The 19,082-nt window shown below is 49.7% G+C and carries 16 protein-coding genes and 1 pseudogene; 8 read left to right on the top strand and 9 right to left on the bottom strand.

The annotated features are described in order from the left end of the window. Nucleotides 1–16 precede the first annotated feature (16 nt). A complete protein-coding gene (locus SBI19_RS00740) occupies nt 17–151 on the bottom strand; it encodes a hypothetical protein (RefSeq protein WP_317964284.1) in 135 nt (44 codons plus the stop codon). Here SBI19_RS00740 and SBI19_RS00735 point away from each other — a divergent pair, their 5' ends adjacent. Continuing rightward, nucleotides 152–1,444 (top strand): arsenic transporter, encoded by a 1,293-nt coding sequence (locus SBI19_RS00735; RefSeq protein WP_317964283.1) that lies wholly within the window; start codon nt 152–154, stop codon nt 1,442–1,444. Nucleotides 1,445–1,542: 98 nt separating this feature from the next. On the opposite strand, the gene SBI19_RS00730 is transcribed toward SBI19_RS00735, so the two are convergent. The 5 genes and pseudogenes from SBI19_RS00730 to SBI19_RS00715 form a co-directional block, all read right to left on the bottom strand. Next, a complete protein-coding gene (locus SBI19_RS00730; RefSeq protein WP_317964581.1) occupies nt 1,543–2,187 on the bottom strand; it encodes a cell wall hydrolase in 645 nt (214 codons plus the stop codon). A 247-nt stretch (nt 2,188–2,434) separates the two neighbouring features. Then, nucleotides 2,435–3,541, bottom strand: a complete 1,107-nt coding sequence (locus SBI19_RS00725; protein ID WP_483312221.1) for a rhamnogalacturonan acetylesterase — start codon at nt 3,539–3,541, stop codon at nt 2,435–2,437. Nucleotides 3,542–3,830: 289 nt separating this feature from the next. Then, a complete protein-coding gene (locus SBI19_RS00720; RefSeq protein WP_317964281.1) occupies nt 3,831–4,382 on the bottom strand; it encodes a hypothetical protein in 552 nt (183 codons plus the stop codon). A 315-nt stretch (nt 4,383–4,697) separates the two neighbouring features. Then, nucleotides 4,698–4,892 (bottom strand): annotated as a pseudogene (locus tag SBI19_RS29535) (hypothetical protein); the annotation flags it as partial. A gap of 241 nt (nt 4,893–5,133) precedes the next feature. After that, nucleotides 5,134–5,586 (bottom strand): VOC family protein, encoded by a 453-nt coding sequence (locus SBI19_RS00715; protein WP_317964280.1) that lies wholly within the window; start codon nt 5,584–5,586, stop codon nt 5,134–5,136. 231 nt (nt 5,587–5,817) lie between these two features. Here SBI19_RS00715 and helD point away from each other — a divergent pair, with 231 nt between their 5' ends. Together helD and ant(6) are read left to right on the top strand one after the other, a co-directional pair. Continuing rightward, nucleotides 5,818–8,217 carry an RNA polymerase recycling motor HelD gene (gene helD / locus SBI19_RS00710; RefSeq protein ID WP_317964279.1) on the top strand — a complete coding sequence of 800 codons (2,400 nt, stop codon included), beginning with the start codon at nt 5,818–5,820 and terminating at the stop codon, nt 8,215–8,217. A gap of 106 nt (nt 8,218–8,323) precedes the next feature. Then, complete coding sequence (gene ant(6), locus SBI19_RS00705; protein WP_317964278.1) at nt 8,324–9,178, top strand: aminoglycoside 6-adenylyltransferase; 855 nt, start codon at nt 8,324–8,326, stop codon at nt 9,176–9,178. A gap of 66 nt (nt 9,179–9,244) precedes the next feature. On the opposite strand, the gene SBI19_RS00700 is transcribed toward ant(6), so the two are convergent. Next, nucleotides 9,245–9,502, bottom strand: a complete 258-nt coding sequence (locus tag SBI19_RS00700) for a hypothetical protein (protein WP_317964277.1) — start codon at nt 9,500–9,502, stop codon at nt 9,245–9,247. A gap of 209 nt (nt 9,503–9,711) precedes the next feature. Between SBI19_RS00700 and SBI19_RS00695 the strand changes: the two genes are divergently transcribed. The 5 genes from SBI19_RS00695 to SBI19_RS00675 all read left to right on the top strand — a co-directional run bounded on the left by SBI19_RS00695 (nt 9,712) and on the right by SBI19_RS00675 (nt 16,731). Further along, nucleotides 9,712–13,068 carry a DUF6359 domain-containing protein gene (locus tag SBI19_RS00695; protein WP_317964276.1) on the top strand — a complete coding sequence of 1,119 codons (3,357 nt, stop codon included), beginning with the start codon at nt 9,712–9,714 and terminating at the stop codon, nt 13,066–13,068. A 192-nt stretch (nt 13,069–13,260) separates the two neighbouring features. Then, complete coding sequence (locus tag SBI19_RS00690; RefSeq protein ID WP_317964275.1) at nt 13,261–13,710, top strand: YoqH family protein; 450 nt, start codon at nt 13,261–13,263, stop codon at nt 13,708–13,710. A gap of 144 nt (nt 13,711–13,854) precedes the next feature. Beyond that, nucleotides 13,855–14,553: a Dph6-related ATP pyrophosphatase gene (locus tag SBI19_RS00685; protein WP_317964274.1), complete on the top strand. Its 699-nt coding sequence runs from the start codon at nt 13,855–13,857 to the stop codon at nt 14,551–14,553. A gap of 137 nt (nt 14,554–14,690) precedes the next feature. After that, complete coding sequence (locus tag SBI19_RS00680; RefSeq protein WP_317964273.1) at nt 14,691–15,140, top strand: DUF4395 domain-containing protein; 450 nt, start codon at nt 14,691–14,693, stop codon at nt 15,138–15,140. Between the two features lie 166 nt (nt 15,141–15,306). Beyond that, nucleotides 15,307–16,731: a hypothetical protein gene (locus SBI19_RS00675; RefSeq protein WP_317964272.1), complete on the top strand. Its 1,425-nt coding sequence runs from the start codon at nt 15,307–15,309 to the stop codon at nt 16,729–16,731. A 129-nt stretch (nt 16,732–16,860) separates the two neighbouring features. Here the strand turns inward: SBI19_RS00675 and SBI19_RS00670 are convergent, their stop codons facing one another. Then, a complete protein-coding gene (locus SBI19_RS00670) occupies nt 16,861–17,325 on the bottom strand; it encodes a hypothetical protein (protein WP_317964271.1) in 465 nt (154 codons plus the stop codon). A 469-nt stretch (nt 17,326–17,794) separates the two neighbouring features. Next, nucleotides 17,795–19,081, bottom strand: coding sequence for an IS110 family RNA-guided transposase (locus SBI19_RS00665; RefSeq protein ID WP_317964270.1), 1,287 nt, complete (start codon nt 19,079–19,081; stop codon nt 17,795–17,797). Nucleotide 19,082 lies beyond the last annotated feature (1 nt).

Here is a 19,082-nt window from a genome sequence, read left to right as displayed (position 1 = left end):
TGGACCGATAATCGATCTATCTCGCTTCCATCATACCACTGCCCATCGCGCCGTCGCCAGCGGCCAGCATAAAATCATTTACGTCCTGCAGGAAATCCGTATAATAGCTTAAGGAGTGAGCATTGTTACTTAATAGGGAGACTACAGTCATATGGGCGTTCTAGCACCTTTATTATTCGCACTTACAGTAAGTATGGTCATCTGGCAGCCGCGTAAGCTGAACATCGGCTGGTCGGCCAGCGGCGGCGCCTTAATCGCGGTGCTGCTAGGAATTGTCGAATGGCATGACATCGTTGAAGTAACATCCATCGTGTGGAACGCAACGTTTACGTTTATCGGCATTATTATTATTTCCATCGTGTTAGATGAAATCGGATTTTTCGAATGGTCCGCCTTGCACATGGCTCGGCTAGCTCGCGGCAGCGGGCGACGGCTGTTCGTCTATATGGTGCTGCTTGGCGCTTGCGTATCCGTCTTCTTCGCCAATGACGGCGCAGCGCTGATCCTTACGCCGATCGTACTCGCAACGGTCCGAGCGTTGAACATGAAGGATCGCATGGTGCTTCCATTCGTAATGGCATGCGGCTTCATAGCGGATACCGCATCCGTACCGCTTATTATTAGCAACTTAGTCAACATTGTCGCAGCAGACTTCTTCGGTATCGGATTCGCACAATATGCGGGACGAATGATTGTTCCAGGCTTGTTCTCCATAGGAGCCAGCTTGCTCGTCGTTTACTTGTTCTATCGCCGTTCGATTGGAAATCCGTATACCGTATCCGATCTGCCCGAGCCGAATTCGGTCATTAAGGATATGAAGCTGTTCAAACTATCTTGGATCATATTAGCGGTTCTGATGGCAGCTTACATGTCGAGTGAATGGTTGTCCATTCCGGTGTGCGTGATTGCTGGCGCTGCCTCCGCTGTACTGCTTCTTGCAGCAAGGCGCAGTCCTCACATTAAGACAGGCGAGATTATGAAGCAGGCGCCATGGTCCATTGTTGTGTTCTCGATAGGGATGTACGTTGTTGTTTATGGCCTTCGCAATGTCGGACTGACCGATCATCTAGCGAATCTGCTGCAGTGGTTCGCCGATCAAGGGCTGTTCGCTGCATCTGTCGGCGGAGGATTCGTAGCGGCGATATTATCCTCGGTCATGAACAACTTGCCGACCGTTATGATCGACGCGCTCGCTACCGCCGATACGGAAACAACGGGCGCCATTCGCGAAGCACTTATTTATTCGAACATCATCGGATCGGATCTCGGTCCCAAGATGACGCCGATCGGTTCGCTCGCCACGCTCATCTGGCTTCATGTGCTTAGCCGCAAAGGCGTGACGATTTCTTGGATTGATTATATGAAGACAGGCGTCATATTGACGATCCCCGTCTTGTTCATAACGTTGTGCGGCTTGTACGTGTGGCTGCTCATTCTGCACTAATTGCAGGTTATATAACGAAAGGCCTCGCGAAGCGCTCCACAAGGAGCCAACGCGAGGCCTTTTTTTGAGTACAAATGAATTCTAGCATGATGGCTTCATTACACGGCAAAAATATGATTGCCGATCTTCACGGTTTGTTTGCGCGACCAGATCCAGCTAGACGTTGCGGTATTCGGGTTGAAATAGTACAGCGCATTGCCAGTCGGGTCATAACCACGAACGGCATCCATTGCAGCTTGGTAAGCTGTGCTGTCTGGTTTCAAGCTGAACTGTCCATCATCAACGGCTGTAAACGCACCCGATTGAAGAATAACTTCACGAACCGTATTCGGGAACGAGGACGACTGCACGCGATTCATCACGACAGCGCCGACAGCGACTTGACCTTTATAGGATTCACCACGCGCTTCCGCATAGATGATGCGAGCGAGCAGATCGAGTTCTTCTTGGTTGACCGAGACTTTCTTCAGCAGCGACCATGTTTTCGTTCCGGCAACACCATCGGATGCAAGACCGAAATCAGCTTGGAACCGTTCAACGGCATCTTGTGTCATCGAACCATAAAAAGTTGTAACCTTCTTATTATCGAAATACCCGAGCACCTTCAGACGGAATTGCAAGTCAGGTACATCGAGCGATGTCATGCCATAGCTTAATGTCGATGGCGAAGCCGCATGAGCGGCTGGCAAAATCGCACTAAAAGCAATCATCATACTGCATATCGCAATCAGCCATTTGGGCATCTTGGATTTCGTGTTGTTCATTGTCATGTTGTTATTCATGTTGTGAGCTTCCCCTTCCTAGGAAACGAATTTGTGTATGTTCGTATCGGTCGTTATGGTCGGCTCGCTGCTTGGGACTGAGTTTAGCACAGCACAGTTACAGATTTGAACCCCTTTTGCATAATTACATGGATTTGGTAAAAGTAAAAGATTAAAGAAAAACCGCCTCCAAACGCAGTGGTGACCACGATGGAAACGGTTTCTTGTTTTAGCGTAAAAACATCGATAATGGCGCCAATTGCTGCTCTCGAATCAGGTCCGCAACCAGACCTGCGATTGCTTTACCGCCGAATTCTTGGAAATGGGTATTGTCCTGCACGCCTTCCGGAAAAGCTTCGAACTCACCTGGATGCGTCCACATAAACAACGCTTTGCTCGGCTCGACGCCAAGTGTCTCGTACAGCGATTTCGTCGCTTCGGCAAGGTCAAGCAGCGGTACCTCAAGCTCGGCCGCAAGCTGCTTCATCGCCGGGATATAATCACCGTGACTGTCGGCCAGCTTGCCGCTCGGAAGGAACAATCGGCGCTGAACAGGCGTGATGAGCACTGGATGAGCACCTTTCTCGCGAGCCAGCTTTATGTATGCCGTTAGGTATTGTTTGTAGGTCGTGAACGGCGAAGTTGAACGCTCTTCATCCGGCTTCTGGTCGTTATGGCCGAATTGGATGAACAGAAAATCGTTTGGCCTAATTCGCTCGGCTATCGCAGCCAGACGGCCTTCGCCGATAAAGCTCTTCGAGCTTCGGCCTGACATTGCTTCATTCGCTACAGCTACGTCTGCTTTGAATAGAGATGGCAGCATCTGACCCCACCCTGCATATGGAGCTGTTGTCTGGTCAGTTACGGTAGAATCCCCTGCGAGGAAGATGGTTACCGCTTGCTCCGTGGGCTCAATGTCCAGTGCTGCAATGCGTGGCACGCTGCCGTTGAAATGGAGTCGAAGCGATTCGCCTTCGCGAACATGTACGGTGAATGTGTGTCGCTGCAGAAATCCGCGCGCCGACGCCGCACCGTCCAACATGAGCCGACGGTTACCCGCTTGAACCGTCGTCGACGTTGAGGTTGCCGGATCTCCTGCAGCCAGCGTTACCCGATAATTGCCCTGTGGGGCGTCGATACGGAATACGGCATCCAGCGGAATGACGAAGTCATTGCCCAGCGGATCGGATGCTCCGCCTCGGATACGTGCATTCACGATACCTCCTGGCTCAAAGCCGAACCCCTCTTCTTCATTATAAGATGATGCCGGCGTAACTTTTGTATACCCTTCCACCGGCTCAACTGCCTGATCGCCGAAATCCAATCTCCAGCTCATACGCATCGACAAACTCTCCTCTAATAAAGATATTGGCATTATGATTGCTAATCAACCTAATTGTAAACCTGCTTACAGAGGCAATTCTTGTCCATTTCGGGCAAAAAAGCGTTGTATTGTATCAATGCTATATAGCATCGTAGGGATGTCTCGAAACTTAAGAACAGCATCCTCTAGCGTCTTTCCGATCGGAATTCGCAAAGATGCCAATGAGTATTACGCCTGTACCGGTCCACCAAAGCCGTTTATGATTATTAGGTTTCAGAATGTCCACCTCAAAATGATCGGTTTATTTCAACGGTTGCAGTCCTTCTAATCTGTGCGCCATCAGTTTGTTGGCAAGACGGATCGCCTCTGTTCGGTCCTTCGCTGGCGCTGACAGCATAAGACCGTCATCGCCACCCCAAGAGCTGGACCCATCTTCCTGATGATCATAAAGTGTAAGTGTTATTTGGGAAAAGTCATTATTCGCATACAGTTCGCCTAACAAAAAAGAATGCATATTGCCTCCTCCCTCAAACCATGGGTAAATTAAATGAAAGCCTTCTCCCTTTCGGGCACGAAATGTAAGGTTCTTCATTACTTCCTTCGAAACTGGAGTTGACTCACCTTCAATTTCTACCGTTCCTCGGAACTCTCGTTTACCACTTAACATTCGACGGACGGTACCTTCGATACGAATGGCAGCAGGTTCTACCTCAGATGCATGGATCGTGCCGAGACGGTATTTAAGCCCCTCAAGTCGTACATCAACTCCCCGTGCGGAGTACCGCCACAAGCCGACAGTTATAGCAGCTAGAAAGAGTCCGATTATGACTATCCAGACGACTTTCTTCCTCAACGAACAATAACCCCTTTCAATGAATGAGTAATAGTTGTCTCAACTGTTTCCAATGGACCACGATCATTTTCTGCTTTTCTTTGAAGCCATCCAGAAGACGAGAATCACGATTGGGATGAAGATGAACCAAGGAATGTTAATCGTGCTTCGGGTTATAAAAGCTAATATCATCAATCCTATGAAGCCAAGAATGAGCCAGAGACACCCTCTTCCAAACGTTTCCATAGCCGTGGACTCCCCATCGTTCGAGGAAGGTTGATTATGATAATATTGAGGACCATTCGTTCGCTTGGAGACTACGCTCCCGCAATATTTACACGATAACGATCCATGCTCGATACGTTCATTGCAGTATTGACATATTGCGGAACTTGCGTTCCCAGAATAAACTTTATTAGCGTTTGGAGTTCCTTCGATTGGCGCATCTTTCAATGAGTTGCCGCATACCACGCATATTAATGAGCCTTCGGAGTTGGATTCCCCGCAATTCGTACAGTTCTTGACTGCCATTATCCAATCCCACCTTTCATAACAGGTAAGCACGAACCCGCAACCGCAGTCTCTTCGTCATTATTCTGACTGGTAGTTACAATGTCCTTATCGCGATCTTCCATATAAATGGATTAGTGGGTTCATTTTACTCTTAAGACGTTTGAAATAGACTAAAGTTGCGTTGACCTGCCTGTAAAATGAACAAAGGCAGCCTGTCCTTGATGGACAGCTGCCTTCTACCGTGTCATTTCAACGTCGCTTAATTATTACCGAGCTGTTCCGCCAAACCGATCAGAAGACCGTCTTTCCCGCGAATGTAGCAAAGCCGATACGAGTTCTCGTATTGAACCACTTCGCCGACGAGCTGCGCACCATGCTTCACAAGTCTGGATACCAATTCATCAATATCCTTGACGGTGAACATGACGCGTAGATAACCGAGAGCATTGACAGGCGCAGATCGATGATCCGATATAGTTGGCGGGTTAATAAACTGCGAGAGTTCAATTCGGCTGTGGCCATCCGGGGTAACCATCATTGCAATCTCTACACACTGCGAACCGAGCCCGGTTACGCGGCCAGCCCATTCCCCTTCGATAGCAGCTCGTCCTTCGAGCTTCAAGCCAATCTCCTCGAAGAAAGGGATTGCTTCACCAAGCGATTCTACAACGATGCCAACATTGTCCATTCTTATTAATTTGTTCTCCGCCATCGTTTTATCTCCTTATGTGTACAAATTCATTACCAGGCCATCTTCATCTTGATTCTATCAACAATCACCAATTCATTCCAACGGTTTAATAACATGTCCATGTCACAGATCATGAAAACAAGGGCAAATTTTCCAGGCAATAAGTTGACTCGCCTTGCATGGGCCCAGTTATAAAGGATATAATTATGGTTTGATGAAGGTTACCTATCGCCCAGATGGAGGTCGTATAAGATGAGCGAATGGTCTACGGAATGGGACAACGAACAGCAGCGTGTCGATGAAGTCATTGCTGCGTTCAAGAAACGAATTAAAGAATATGAGCCGCTCGTTGGCGAGCTGCGTACGGAGGTCGTCGATTTTCGGACCAATTTCTGGGACGATGTGACGGTCAACTTAAGCAATGACGATGACGTTCTCGAAACATTCATGAGTATGAAACAGCAGGCGCAGATTCTGTCGGAACGTGAGCACAACCACCGGCATTTGCTGAATCAGCTGAAGCGGACGCGGAGGCTGCTGCCTTCCCCTTATTTTGGACGTATCGATTTTCATGAGGACGGCACTCCGGCTACCGAGAAGTTGTATATCGGGGTCGCTTCATTCTTAGCTGACGATGACGAGACGTTCCTTGTGTACGATTGGCGGACGCCGATCGCGAGCTTATACTATGATTTTTCGACCGGACCGGCTGCGTACAACACACCTGGCGGTGAAATAAGCGGTACAATCGATTTGAAACGCCAATTCGCCATCCGCGAAGGACGCATTCGGACGATGTTCGATACCAGCATGACGATCGGGGATGAGCTGCTGCAAAATGTGCTGAGCAAAGGCGCAGGATCGCAAATGCAGTCCATCGTGGCGACGATCCAGCACGAGCAGAACCAAATTATTCGCAACGACAGCAGTCGGCTGCTCGTTGTACAAGGTGCCGCAGGCAGCGGCAAAACATCCGCCGCGCTGCAGCGCGCTGCGTATCTTCTATATAAACATCGCGAGCGGTTGACTGCGGAGCAGATGGTTTTATTTTCGCCGAATCCGATGTTCAACAGCTACGTCGCTACAGTTCTTCCTGAGCTAGGCGAAGATAATATTCAGCAGACGACGTTCCAAGAGTATCTGAATCGCCGGCTTGGCGGCACATTCGATGTGGAGGATCCATTCGATCAGATGGAATATGTGCTGACGAAGCAGGATGATCCGGAATATGACGCAGTCATTGCCGGCATCGCCTTCAAGGCTTCTTCCCGCTTCCTTCATCTCATGCGCAGCTACCGAGATCGATTGCTGACGGAGGGCATGAAGTTCAAAGGCATTCGTTTCAAGGGGCGCACCTTGCTGTCGCGCCAGGCCATTGAGACGCAATTCTACAACTCCCAATCGGCCGCCTCTCTCTCCTACCGCGTCGACGAGCTGAAGGATTGGATCATGCAGCAGCTGCGCAAGCTCGAACGTGCGGAACGTTCCGCAGAATGGGTGAAGGAAGAGCTCGATTATTTGGATCAAGAGCAGTATCAGGATGCATTCAACCGATTAGCCAAGCGCCAACAGGCCAAGAACCCTGCATTCGACGACGCGCAGCAGGAGGAAGAGCTTCTTCGCGAAGGAGTCGTGAGGACCCATTTCCGTCCCTTGTATCGGAAAGTGAAGGCTCTCCGTTTTGTCGATGTGAAGGGTTTATACCGACAGCTGTTCGAAGATGAATCGGTTCTGTCGTCGCTAGCGGGCGAGAATGACCATACGGTAAACAACGACTCCGGCTTCCCTGCTGATGAGCAGTGGCAGCTGATTTGTGCCCGCACCGTTCGGTTAATGGATGAAGGCAAGCTTGCAGCCGAAGATGCGACACCGTACTTATATTTGAAAGAATTAATTGAAGGCTTCCAGATGAACGGCAGCATCCGTTATGTACTGATGGATGAAGCGCAGGATTACTCGGCATTCCAATTCGAATTCGTGAAACGATTGTTCCCTCGAGCTCGCATGACGGTGCTCGGCGACTTCAACCAAGCGATTTTCGCTCAGGCGAGCGATCTGCACGAACGAAGCGGCTCACCATTGGAAGGACTGTATGGTCCAGAAGATACGGCATGGATGAACTTGACGCGCAGCTATCGTTCGACACGTGAGATCGTCGATTTCACACGAGCAATGCTGCCGGACGGCGATCGCATCGTTCCGTTCGATCGTTCCGGCGGCAAGCCGATTGCTGTGCAGTGCGCAGATGCAGCAGATCGTGATCAGCGCCTAGTCGACGATGTGGCAGCAATGCAAGCCGAAGGCTTCGGCTCGATTGCGATCATCACGAAGTCGCAGGCTGAGGCCAATGAAGCATATGAGCGTCTTCGCGCTGTTCCGGCGCTTGGTGAATCGCTGCGTCTCGTGAACAAGACGACACCGCAATTCGAGCATGGGCTGCTCATCATTCCGGCTTATCTGGCCAAAGGCGTTGAATTCGATGCTGTGCTCATCTATGATGCATCCGCTCGCTGCTATGGACGCGAGTCCGAGCGCAAGCTGTTCTATACCGCCTGCACACGTCCGATGCATCGACTTCGCCTGTACAATGCAAGCGAGGTTTGGTCGCCATTCGTGCTTGGCGTAAGTGAGGATTTGTACGAACGCCAGTAGACTTTTACAGATAATCAGCAGCAAAGGCCCCTGTCCGGGGCCTTTGTTGTATTATCATCGAGTTCGACGACAAGCCATACATACTGCTTAGAGAGGAGTATCCTTGATGAGAAGTGAACAGGATATGATGCGTATATTACTCGACTTCGCCAGCGAGGATGATCGTATTCGATTGGTCACCTTGGAAGGATCACGCACCAACGTCAATATAGCGCCCGATTCCTTTCAAGACTATGATATTTGTTACTTTGTAACCGATCTTCCTTTTTTCAAGGACAATGACGATTGGCTTCAGGTATTCGGGAATCGGTTGATGATGCAGAAGCCCGAGGATATGGAGCTTTTCCCTGCTGAGTTAGGCAATTGGTTCTCGTACTTGATTATTCTCGAGGATGGGAACAAATTAGATCTTACGCTAATCCCGATCGACGAAGTCGATCATTATTGGGCCAATAGCGACGGACTCGTTCAAGTGCTGCTTGATAAGGATGGCCGTGTTACGGATAAGGTTATCGCTGCGGATCGTCAATATTGGATTCAGAAGCCGACGGCAAGACAGTTCGATGACTGCTGCAATGAGTTCTGGATGGTATCTACCTATATTGTCAAAGGATTAGCGAGGAAGGAAATTTTGTTCGCGATCGATCATTTGAATGAAATTGCAAGACCTAATCTGCTCCGCATGATGGCGTGGGCGATCGGGTCCGAGCAAGGCTATACATTCAGTGTAGGCAAAAACTACAAATTCATCGATCGTTATCTACCTCCGGCGGATTGGGACAAACTAATGACTACATACACGCAGAGCAGTTACGATTCCATGTGGCAATCGCTGTTCACTTGCTATGATTTATTCCGCAAATACGCTGGCGCAGTTGCAAATAACCTGGGGTATATATATCCCGATTACGATAGGACCATATCGAAGTATACCGCGGAGATTTATGATTCGATTAAATAATAAGAGCCGCTCCAATGTCATGTCACATGACTTGGAACGGCTTTTTACATCGATCAAATAATAGGTTTATTTGTTTGCTTCTTGCAAATGAATGCGCAGCACGGGTACCTCATGAAATAGATCGAACACGACATGTTCGATGGAAGACATTTTGCCAATCGTGACTTTACCATTATTGTCATCCCTTATGGTCAATGGATAACAAACCTCGTCGCTCTTGAACAACGCATGTACGGCTGATTCATCGAACTCGTAGGGCTTAGGATTCGTATGGTGAGTAACGCCATCTAGATCGGTGAAATGAAAAAATACTTGAAGCATCATGCTCCCTCCTCTTCATGCTATCTACTATATTCGGAGATCGCATATAAATTCCGATAGAAGCCACTCTAGTTTAATCTCTCCAGTACGCGAATCATGTTACAAATCGATACAACCTTTAGAATTGTTTAACTTCAGCTTAATTGTAACAAAATGTAACCCCGCTATTCTATTAACGCAACAATTAATAGAATTGGAGGGATTTACACAACATGTTACACCGCTTACGTCACCAATGGGCTAGTATGCTGCTAGCCGCTGCTTTGCTATTATCCAGCGTGCTCGGCTACGCGCCAAGCTCCGCTTACGCTGCGAATGCTGACGGGTCGCTGACGGTCGCAGAGGCGATCGCTAACAACGCTGGAACGGGAACGGTCGAAGGCTATATCGTCGGACATGCTACAGGTTCGCTGACTGCGAATTTCAATGCGCCTTACAGTAATGATTTCAACTTATTGATCGCGGATTCAACTGCTGAGCGCACGAACGCGAAGCTGCTTGATGTTCAAATTACGGCGGCTTATCGCTCACAATTCGGTCTGCAAACAAATCCGAGCCTGATTGGCAAGAAAGTGAAAGTAACGGGTACTTTCGGCGCCTACAACAATTACGCTGGCGTCAAGTCGCCCACTGCTTTATCGTTCATTGAAGGAACAACGACGCCTGATCCTGGTACCGGCGGTGGCACTACCGATCCAGGCACTGGTGGCGGTACGACCGATCCTGTAGTTGCTCCACTGCCAGACGGTACAGGCAAGAAAGTGCTGTTCGATCATTCTCACGGCCAGACAGCTGGGGCTGCAGACTGGGTCATCGACGGCGGATTCTCTGACTTCGCCGACGGTTTGCGCGGCGCTGGCTTCACGGTCGAGTCGCTTGATCGCACGATCCCTTTCACTTTCGGTGAACAAGCTGTCACCTATGAGAAGCTGAGCCAATACGATGTATTCATCATCGGCGAAGCAAACATTCCGTACAAGACTTCTGAACAAGCAGCCATGCTGCAATATGTGAACAATGGCGGCAGTATCTTCTTCATTGCCGATCATTACAACGCAGACCGCAACAAAAACCGCTGGGATGCATCCGAAGTCATGAACGGCTACCGACGCGGCGCTTGGGACAACCCTGCCAAGGGCATGACAGCTGAAGAAGCGGCATCCCCCGCTATGCAAGGCGTCCAAAGCTCGGACTGGCTTGCCACTAACTTCGGCGTCCGTTTCCGCTACAATGCCCTTGGCGATGTGGACAATATGACCGACGTAGTAGCACCTAACCAAGCATTCGGCATTACGACCGGCGTTGCTTCCGTAGCGATGCATGCAGGCTCAACGCTTGCCATTCTCGATCCCCAGAAAGCCAAAGGGATCGTATATGTTCCGTCTAACGTCTCCGCTTGGGCAAACGCAGTGGACAATGGCGTGTACAGCGGCGGCGGTCGTGCAGAAGGTCCGTTCGCAGCTGTATCCAAGGTCGGCGCTGGCAAAGCCGCCTTCATCGGCGACTCCTCCCCTGTCGAGGATGCAACTCCGAAATATTTCCGTGAAGAGAATGGCGCTAAGAAAACGACATACGACGGCTTCAATGGTGAAGCGAACGATGCGACATTCCTCGTCAATACGGTGAAATGGCTCGCAAACCACGAGAGTTATACGAATCTGTCGCAAGTTGCAGGCTTGCAGCTCGATCAGCCGACGACGCTGCTTGCTTCGGAAACGCCAGCTCTGACAACCGAACCACAAGCAGAGCCATGGGCTGCCCCGGCTGCCGGCTACAAATGGTACGATCCAACAACGTTCAAACCAGGTTCATATGGCTCCACTGCGGCACCAGCTGTAGAAGCGCAATATGCGTTAGTCCACCAAGCAACACTGCCTAATGCTGTACCTTTCCAGATCCGCGTAACGGTCAATAACCTGCTGCCAGGTCAGACGGTTACGGGCTTGACGGCTGGCATCTATCTGACTGGCGGCACACAAGTTGCCAAAGTCCAGAATGCAGATGGCAGCTGGCCGACATCGTACGGTTACAGTTCGAGTTTCTCGGTAACCGCGGACTCCGCTGGACACGCTTATAAAGATCTGACCGTTCAACTGAATCCTTCTACTAGCGGCAGCGCCAACCTGCGCTTTAGAGTGAACGGCAACAACATCATTACCGAATCTGTAACGGTCGGCAATGTAGCTGCAGAACCGCTGCCGCAGGACCAGACACCAGTGCCTACTGCGATCTCGATTGCAGACGCACGCTCTAAGGCAGACAATTCGGTCGTGACGGTCGAAGGCGTTATTACGTCGGAACCGGGAGCTTTCGGCGGACAAGGCTTCTATCTGCAGGACGGTACGGCTGGTATCTATGTATTCCAGAACGCAACCGGTTATCATGTTGGAGACTCAATCAAAATCAGCGCGATCAAAACCGTCTACAACACGGAAGTCGAGCTCAGCGACCCCGTTGCTTTGGAGAAAACAGGTACGGCTGCAATTCCAGCTGTCCACCCTGTTACCTCCCTCAGCGAAGACAATCAAGGGCAGCTCGTTCGACTCGATAACGTTACGATCAGCAACTACATTACGGGTACACCAGCTGGCTCCTTCGAATTCGACGCGGTGCATGGTCCGACTTCCACTCACATTCGGATCGACGTTCGCACGGGAATTAGTCAGACAGATTTTCAGGCTCAATACCCAGCAGGTACGGTTGTGAACATCTCCGGTGTATCGTCAATCTTCAAAGGAACGTATCAACTGAAGCCGCTCTCGCTTCAAGATGTAACGGCTGCTGATACAATTGCTCCAACCGCAACCGTAGCTTATAGCACAACAGCACTCACGAATCAGGACGTAATTGCGACAATCACGCCTAGCGAGCCTGTGACGATTACGAACAACGGCGGTTCTGCTAGCTATACGTTCACGGACAATGGCAGCTTCACGTTCGAATTCGTTGATGCGGCAGGCAACACGGGCAGCGCGATCGCAACGGTCAGCAATATCGTGAAGGCTCCGCCAACTGCAACGGTAGCGTATAGCACAACTGCGCCAACGAATCAAAATGTTATCGCAACGATTACACCTAACGTACCAGTCACGATCACGAATAACGACGGGTCAGCAAGCTACACGTTCACAAGCAATGGCAGCTTCACGTTCGAATTCGTTGATGCGGCAGGCAACACGGGCAATGTGACGGCAATCGTAAACAATATCGATCAGACAGCACCAACGGTGAAGTTGTCGGTCGACAAACCTGTCATCGAACAAAGCAACCACAAGATGGTTCCTGTGAATATAACGGTGCAAGCTGACGACAATGGTTCAGGAATTGCATCCATCGTATTGACCTCCGTGACATCGAACGAGTCCGACAACGATACGGGCGATGGCAACACGGAAGACGACATTCAATTTGCAGCAATCGGAACGTATGATACGTTCATCAGCCTCCGCGCTGAGCGCTCCGGCAATGGCAATGGCCGCATCTACACGATCACGTATACGATCACAGACTATGCCGGCAACGAATCGGCTGCCTCGGTTGAAGTGACGGTACCGAAAGGGAAAAAGTAATTCAGCAAGTGTACTGGCATATGAAAGCTGCCGTCGATGGTTCGACGGCAGCTTATTTTTTATTTAAAAGGGATACATATGGTTAATATCATCCCTGGATGGGAAAGTTCTTCGACTGGCTGAATAAAAACGAATACTCGCAGCGTTTTCTGGAAAAATAACCCTATCACTTAAATCGTGTGGAGGCCAGAAATGAAGCGAATTGTTCTGCTTGTCCTGCTGATTATGACATTGCTGCTCCATCCAACGACTGTACACGCGGATCCGACGATGCCTTGCAGTCTTGTCTTAGAGCCAACTAACCCTGCCGACACGAATGCCAAAGGTGCAGCATTAATGTATAAAGTGAAATTAACGCCCAGCTTCCCTCGCACGCACATCAGTATTCATGCATCCCATCTGCCGGCACCTGCTTCATTCGGGGATTATGATCGATACGAAGGGTTTGCTTTTATACCCGATGTCATTAGCTGGCGATTCAAGCTATACCCCACGCCTGAACAAGATCCCGATTGGGTAGGCAGAATCGATACGATAACAGCAGACCTGAACAACAGCCAGATTCAAGTTCGCCTGACGAACTCCACCACTGATCGCTTGGGACCTGCTGTTCTGACAGGCACAATTACGAACTGCAAATAGATAGAATAGATTGTTAGACGCTTAAGCCGCGAAAGCGGCTTTTTGGCGTTTGTTTATTGTCTGCTGAATTCCTATGTCTCCTACATGCAGTTCGTTTATGGTATAGTTTCTCATACGACTAAGACAATGAAGGAGCTACTGAATATGAGCACTCACACGACTTGGAAAAATGGCGCGCACGGTAGCAAATTTATTGCATCCTTCAGCGGCGGCAAGGACAGTACACTCGCGCTCTATCTATCGATGCAGGTTGGCGAAGCCATCGGACTTATCGTCATGCTCGAAGAAGAAGGCCAGCGCTCCCGCTCGCACGGCATGCCGCCAGCACTTATCACAGCGCAAGCCGAGGCGATCGGTCTGCCGGTCTATATGGCTGCTGCGAGCTGGGGAGCTTACGAAGAAAAGTTCATCGGACTGCTACAGGAGGCGAAGCAGCTTGGCGCAGAAGTACTGGTGAATGGTGATCTGGATATGCCCATTCACGGCTGCTGGCATGATAAAGTAACACAGCAGGTTGGATTGGGACTCGGCATGCCGCTATGGGAAATGGATCACCGCGAAGCAGTCGAGACGTTCATCCGACTTGGCTTCGAGACGGTGATCGTAACCGTTAACCTCACACTTGGCATGCGCGAGGAGGATCTCGGCCGTGCACTTACGCTTGAGTACGTGCAAGAGCTTGTTGATCGAGGCATCGATCCCTGCGGCGAAGGCGGCGAATTCCATACTACCGTCATTAGCGGCCCCCTCTTCAAGCATCCGATCGCGGTGCGCAAGGGTGAAATTGTGAGACACGGGGAATATGCTTTTCTTCCATTGGAGCTGGCAACTGCCGATGTATAGAAAGCAGTTCGCAAATAATTTCAAATGGGTGGCTCTATAGAAATAATTATAATATTCCTACCCGATTAATCGGGTTTAGTGTATAATGGGTTTAGTTCTCAACTCAACATTCTTCTATATCAAATGGAGGATTGCCCATGACTACATCTAAATTGATTTCATCCGATTATGATTGCATCGATGAAGTGCCGCTTCACCGCGTACGCGGCAATCAGCTTGGCATTCTCATAAGTGTTATTGTCGCTGTCGCTACCCAGCAGCTGTGGATTCTCATCCTCCCGCTGGTCGTTCAACTCATTAGCCGCACCTATGGGGTCAAGTACAACCTGTTTGTCCGACTGCTGTCCCCGTTGTTTCCTAGAAGTTCCGTAACAGAAAGCCGTGAGCTGCTGCGATTCAACCAGCTGTTAGCCATTCTGTTCCTGTCCTTCGCACTAATCGGCTATGCAATTGGCAGCATTGTGTTCAGCTCCATCTTCGTTGGCTTCCTTACCGTTGCCGTCATCCTTGCTCTGTTCGGTTATTGCCCGGGCTGCTTTATTTATTTTCAATGGAAGCAGTTCCGCGCTAAGCGCAGAGCTTCGTAGGCATTCATTACAATCAAATAAAAATCATGAAGCGCATCGTCCGTACATGGACGATGCGCTTCTATATAAGGAAGAACACCTATCTCCACTAGCTGCAAATAGTCGAACGCCCATGCCCGCCCATGCATACGATACAGTACCGTACACCACGGGAGGGCGAATCGATATGGCTGTTGAATTAACAGCGCTACACTGGGTTTATTTGGCGTTCATCGTCGGCATCATCGGCTTCATGCTCATGCGCCGCGACACGACCATCGTCTGTATTGCAGGCGTGTTTCTCATCGGTCTTCTTGCGACCGAAAGTTTAAGCGGTTCCATTAGCGGTATCTTTAACAGCTTCATCTATGCAATAAAAGAGCTCATCGGCACCATCCTCATCATATCCGTCATCGTGTCGATGAGCCGCGTGCTCATTGCAGCAGGCATCAACGAATTAATGATCGCCCCGCTTACCCGATTCTTGCGCTCGCCGGCACTCGCATATTGGGGTATCGGTATCATCATGATGGTGACGTCCTGGTTCTTCTGGCCATCGCCAGGTGTTGCACTTATCGGTGCGGTGCTGCTGCCAGTTGCCGTGCGCGTCGGTCTTCCAGCATTGGGCGCCGCAATGGCAATGAACCTGTTCGGTCACGGTATCGCATTATCGGGCGACTATATCATCCAAGGCGCGCCTAAGCTGACAGCTGATGCTGCGGGTCTACCGGTCTCCGATGTCATGCAAGCCAGCGTACCGCTCGTCATCGTGATGGGTCTCGTCACGACGATCGCAGCCTTCTGGTTCATGCGCCGCGATATGAAGCTGGGCCGTTGGAGAGACGGAATCGTTGCCAAAACGGATCTAACCAGCGATGATTCGACTGTTCCAAGCACAGGAAACGGAACGGAGCCGACCATCCAGCTCTCCTTCGGGATGCGCCGAATGTTCGCAATCCTCATCCCTCTCCTCTTCGCCGGTGATGTCGTTGCGATGTTCATGCTCGATCTGCAAGGCGGCGACGCAACGGCGTTAATCGGCGGCACAGCCATACTCATTCTGTTGCTCGTCTCGTTATTCGCGCACCGCAACGCGGGACTTGAGAAAACAACAAGCTATCTCATCGACGGCTTCGTCTTTGGCTTCAAAGTATTCGGTCCCGTCATCCCAATCGCAGCCTTCTTCTATCTCGGCGACTCCGGCTTCACTGCAATATTCGGAGACGCACTGCCGCAAGGCTCGCAAGGCATCGTCAACGATCTCGGTTTAGCACTCGCCCATCAAGCACCGATGAACAGCGCCGTCGCTTCCGTCACCTTAACATCGGTCGGCGCAATTACAGGTCTCGATGGCTCCGGTTTCTCAGGTATCTCACTGGCAGGCTCCGTCGCGCATCTGTTCGCTGTCGCGCTTGGTCACGGTGCCGCAACGCTTACGTCACTCGGCCAGATCGCCGCGATCTGGGTCGGCGGCGGTACGCTGGTGCCGTGGGCCCTCATCCCAGCAGCCGCCATCTGCGGCGTCAGTCCATTCGAGCTGGCTCGCCGCAACTTGAAGCCTGTGCTCATCGGCTTAGTTGTTACCACTATCGTTGCGATGTTCTTGATTTAATTAGCGAATACAGATAAGAACAGCGACAGCCAAGGACATGGAATAACGTCCTTGACTGTCGCTGTTTCGTTGAGCTAACGTTCGCCGATAGCTTAATCGATTTTTCTTCCTATATATCGAACGAAATCATTATTTTATATCTATAACAAATACGTAAACCCCATGTCCTTCCTTCCAAACACCCCATAAAGTGTAGATGAAACGACCTTTTTCAGCGGGGAGCATGGCTTCAAAGCCATCAATAGGTTCGCTATAATTTTGATTTCCGTCGGTTGCCAAGGCGCTGAGCTTCAGCTCATTTGGTTTGTAGTCAAATTCTACCTTTAGCAGTGATGAAGGTGAAGCGTTAAAAGGTTTGACATGCTCAGCTAAATCAGATGGCTGAGGTGCATCGGTAATAGCACCTTTCCATTGATAAGATCCTAGCAGAAACGGTACGTTTTTCCCGTCTACCGTTATCTTAGGATTCGGCGGTTCAACTGTTACCGATTCCATATCTTCCTTTTTACTACATCCAGACACCCACGAAACAAGCAGGGTGAGCGAGAACAATAGAATTACTGACATAGTCATTTTGCTAACAGATCGGTACATTAGCCCTCCCCTTTCTCTTACTAAATATTAGACGAAAAAGGGAGATTTTAGTTGCGTAATCCTCCCTCTATGGAGAATCGCTTTTCTCTTAAATACTCACGTTTTCTTAGATTCTGACCGAAATTAAGATTTCAACAATCAATATATCACTGGAACCAAGTTGTAGAAGAAGAAATTTATGGGGCAGTTGAAGTGCAAAAAGCCCTCCACTTAGACCACTCGCTTAAAAAAGTGGATGATGTGGTAATGTATGGTTGCACTTTTGGATCTCCACATGAACTCATGGCGGCTACCCTCCCACATCTCGCAGAGTCTACGCTCCCACATTCCTTCATTCAACCTGTCCATGAGGTGGAGGTCAGATATGCTGCCCGGCAGGATCTTCGTCCGTAGGTTTAGTGCCGTTCCGACTCATCCGTGCTTCTTGTTTTCTATCTTCACTTAGGTCATGCTAGTTGAAAAAGTTTGTTTAAGCTGCTTGTAATAATTCTACACATCGAGGGATATCCTGCATCATTTTGTCTTCACTGAACTCATGTCCCTTTTTCAATATACCGAATAAGATTCGAATGAGTTTGTTGCATAACGCGATGAGTGACTGCATTTTCTTCAATGGGTTTTTAGCTCGTTTGGTGTAATACTCATGCAACGCTCGGAAGGCTGCATTCTTAGCGACCAACGGCATCATTACTCGAAAGAGCAAGGCACGAAGACGCTTCCGGCCTCTCTTAGTTATCCGGGTCTGCCCGGTATGTGTGCCAGATGAATTGGTTTTCAAATTCAATCCAGCGAGCTTCGTGATCTGCTTGGGATGACGGTACTTGCGAATGTCTCCCACCTCTGCGAGAAAGCCTGCGATGGTGTCCCTGCCTATCCCTTTCATGGCCAGCACTTGCTGTACGTGTGGGATCTGCAACAGTAACTCATCTACCTTTACTCCCAATTCTTCGAGTTTGTTCTGAAGCCATTCGTACTGGGTCAGTAGTAACTTCAGCTCCATTTTAGCTAGCTTAGAGCCTTGTTGAATACCGACGGAACACATGGCCGCCGCCTTCAATTTCTTAATTCTACCCAGGCCCAGACCTCGCTTTGCCGCTTCTCTCAAGTGCTGCAGCAGCGTCTCATCGGAAATAGAAATCAGCTCATGCGGCAGTAAATTGAGGCTAAGCATTTGGATGGCAGACTTACATTCCCAATCCTTGAAGACTGTTAGAAACTCGGGGAAATACCGATCTAACCAGTTATGGACACGTGCTTGCACGACGCATAGATCAGTCGTCAGTTGATCGCGAATTTTCATAGCTTCCCGCAATTCAGCATATACGCCTTGGGGAAGGCTAGGTACGGCGTATCTTCCGTCTTTGACCAGCTGTGCAATAACTTTTGCGTCCTTGATGTCATTCTTCGTTGGCGAATTGTCGTCGAGTTCTTTGCTTTTCTTGACATGTAGTGGATTCACCACACCGTACATAATCTGTTTATTTCGTAGGAATTGAGCAAGGTTCAACCAGTAATGACCCGTTGGCTCCATGCCTACAATAACATCTTGGAAGCCTTGTTCCGTTGAAATCTTCTGGAACCAGCTAACAAACAACTCGAATCCTTCGTATGTGTTCTCAAACGTGATCGGCTTCCCAAACTCGACTCCGCGGTAGTCTTGTGCTCGAGCCACGTGTTTAAATTTAGCGATGTCTACACCAACAATTAAGGTAGAAGAAGTAATTTGATTAATGCGTTCATTTTGAGTAGAATTCATC

Origin of the sequence: Paenibacillus sp. CCS19, from assembly GCF_033239625.1 — a bacterium.
Lineage (GTDB): Bacteria > Bacillota > Bacilli > Paenibacillales > Paenibacillaceae > Paenibacillus_T.
The sequence above is the reverse complement of the archived record's forward strand: the minus strand, read 5'-3'. Positions and strand labels throughout refer to the sequence as shown.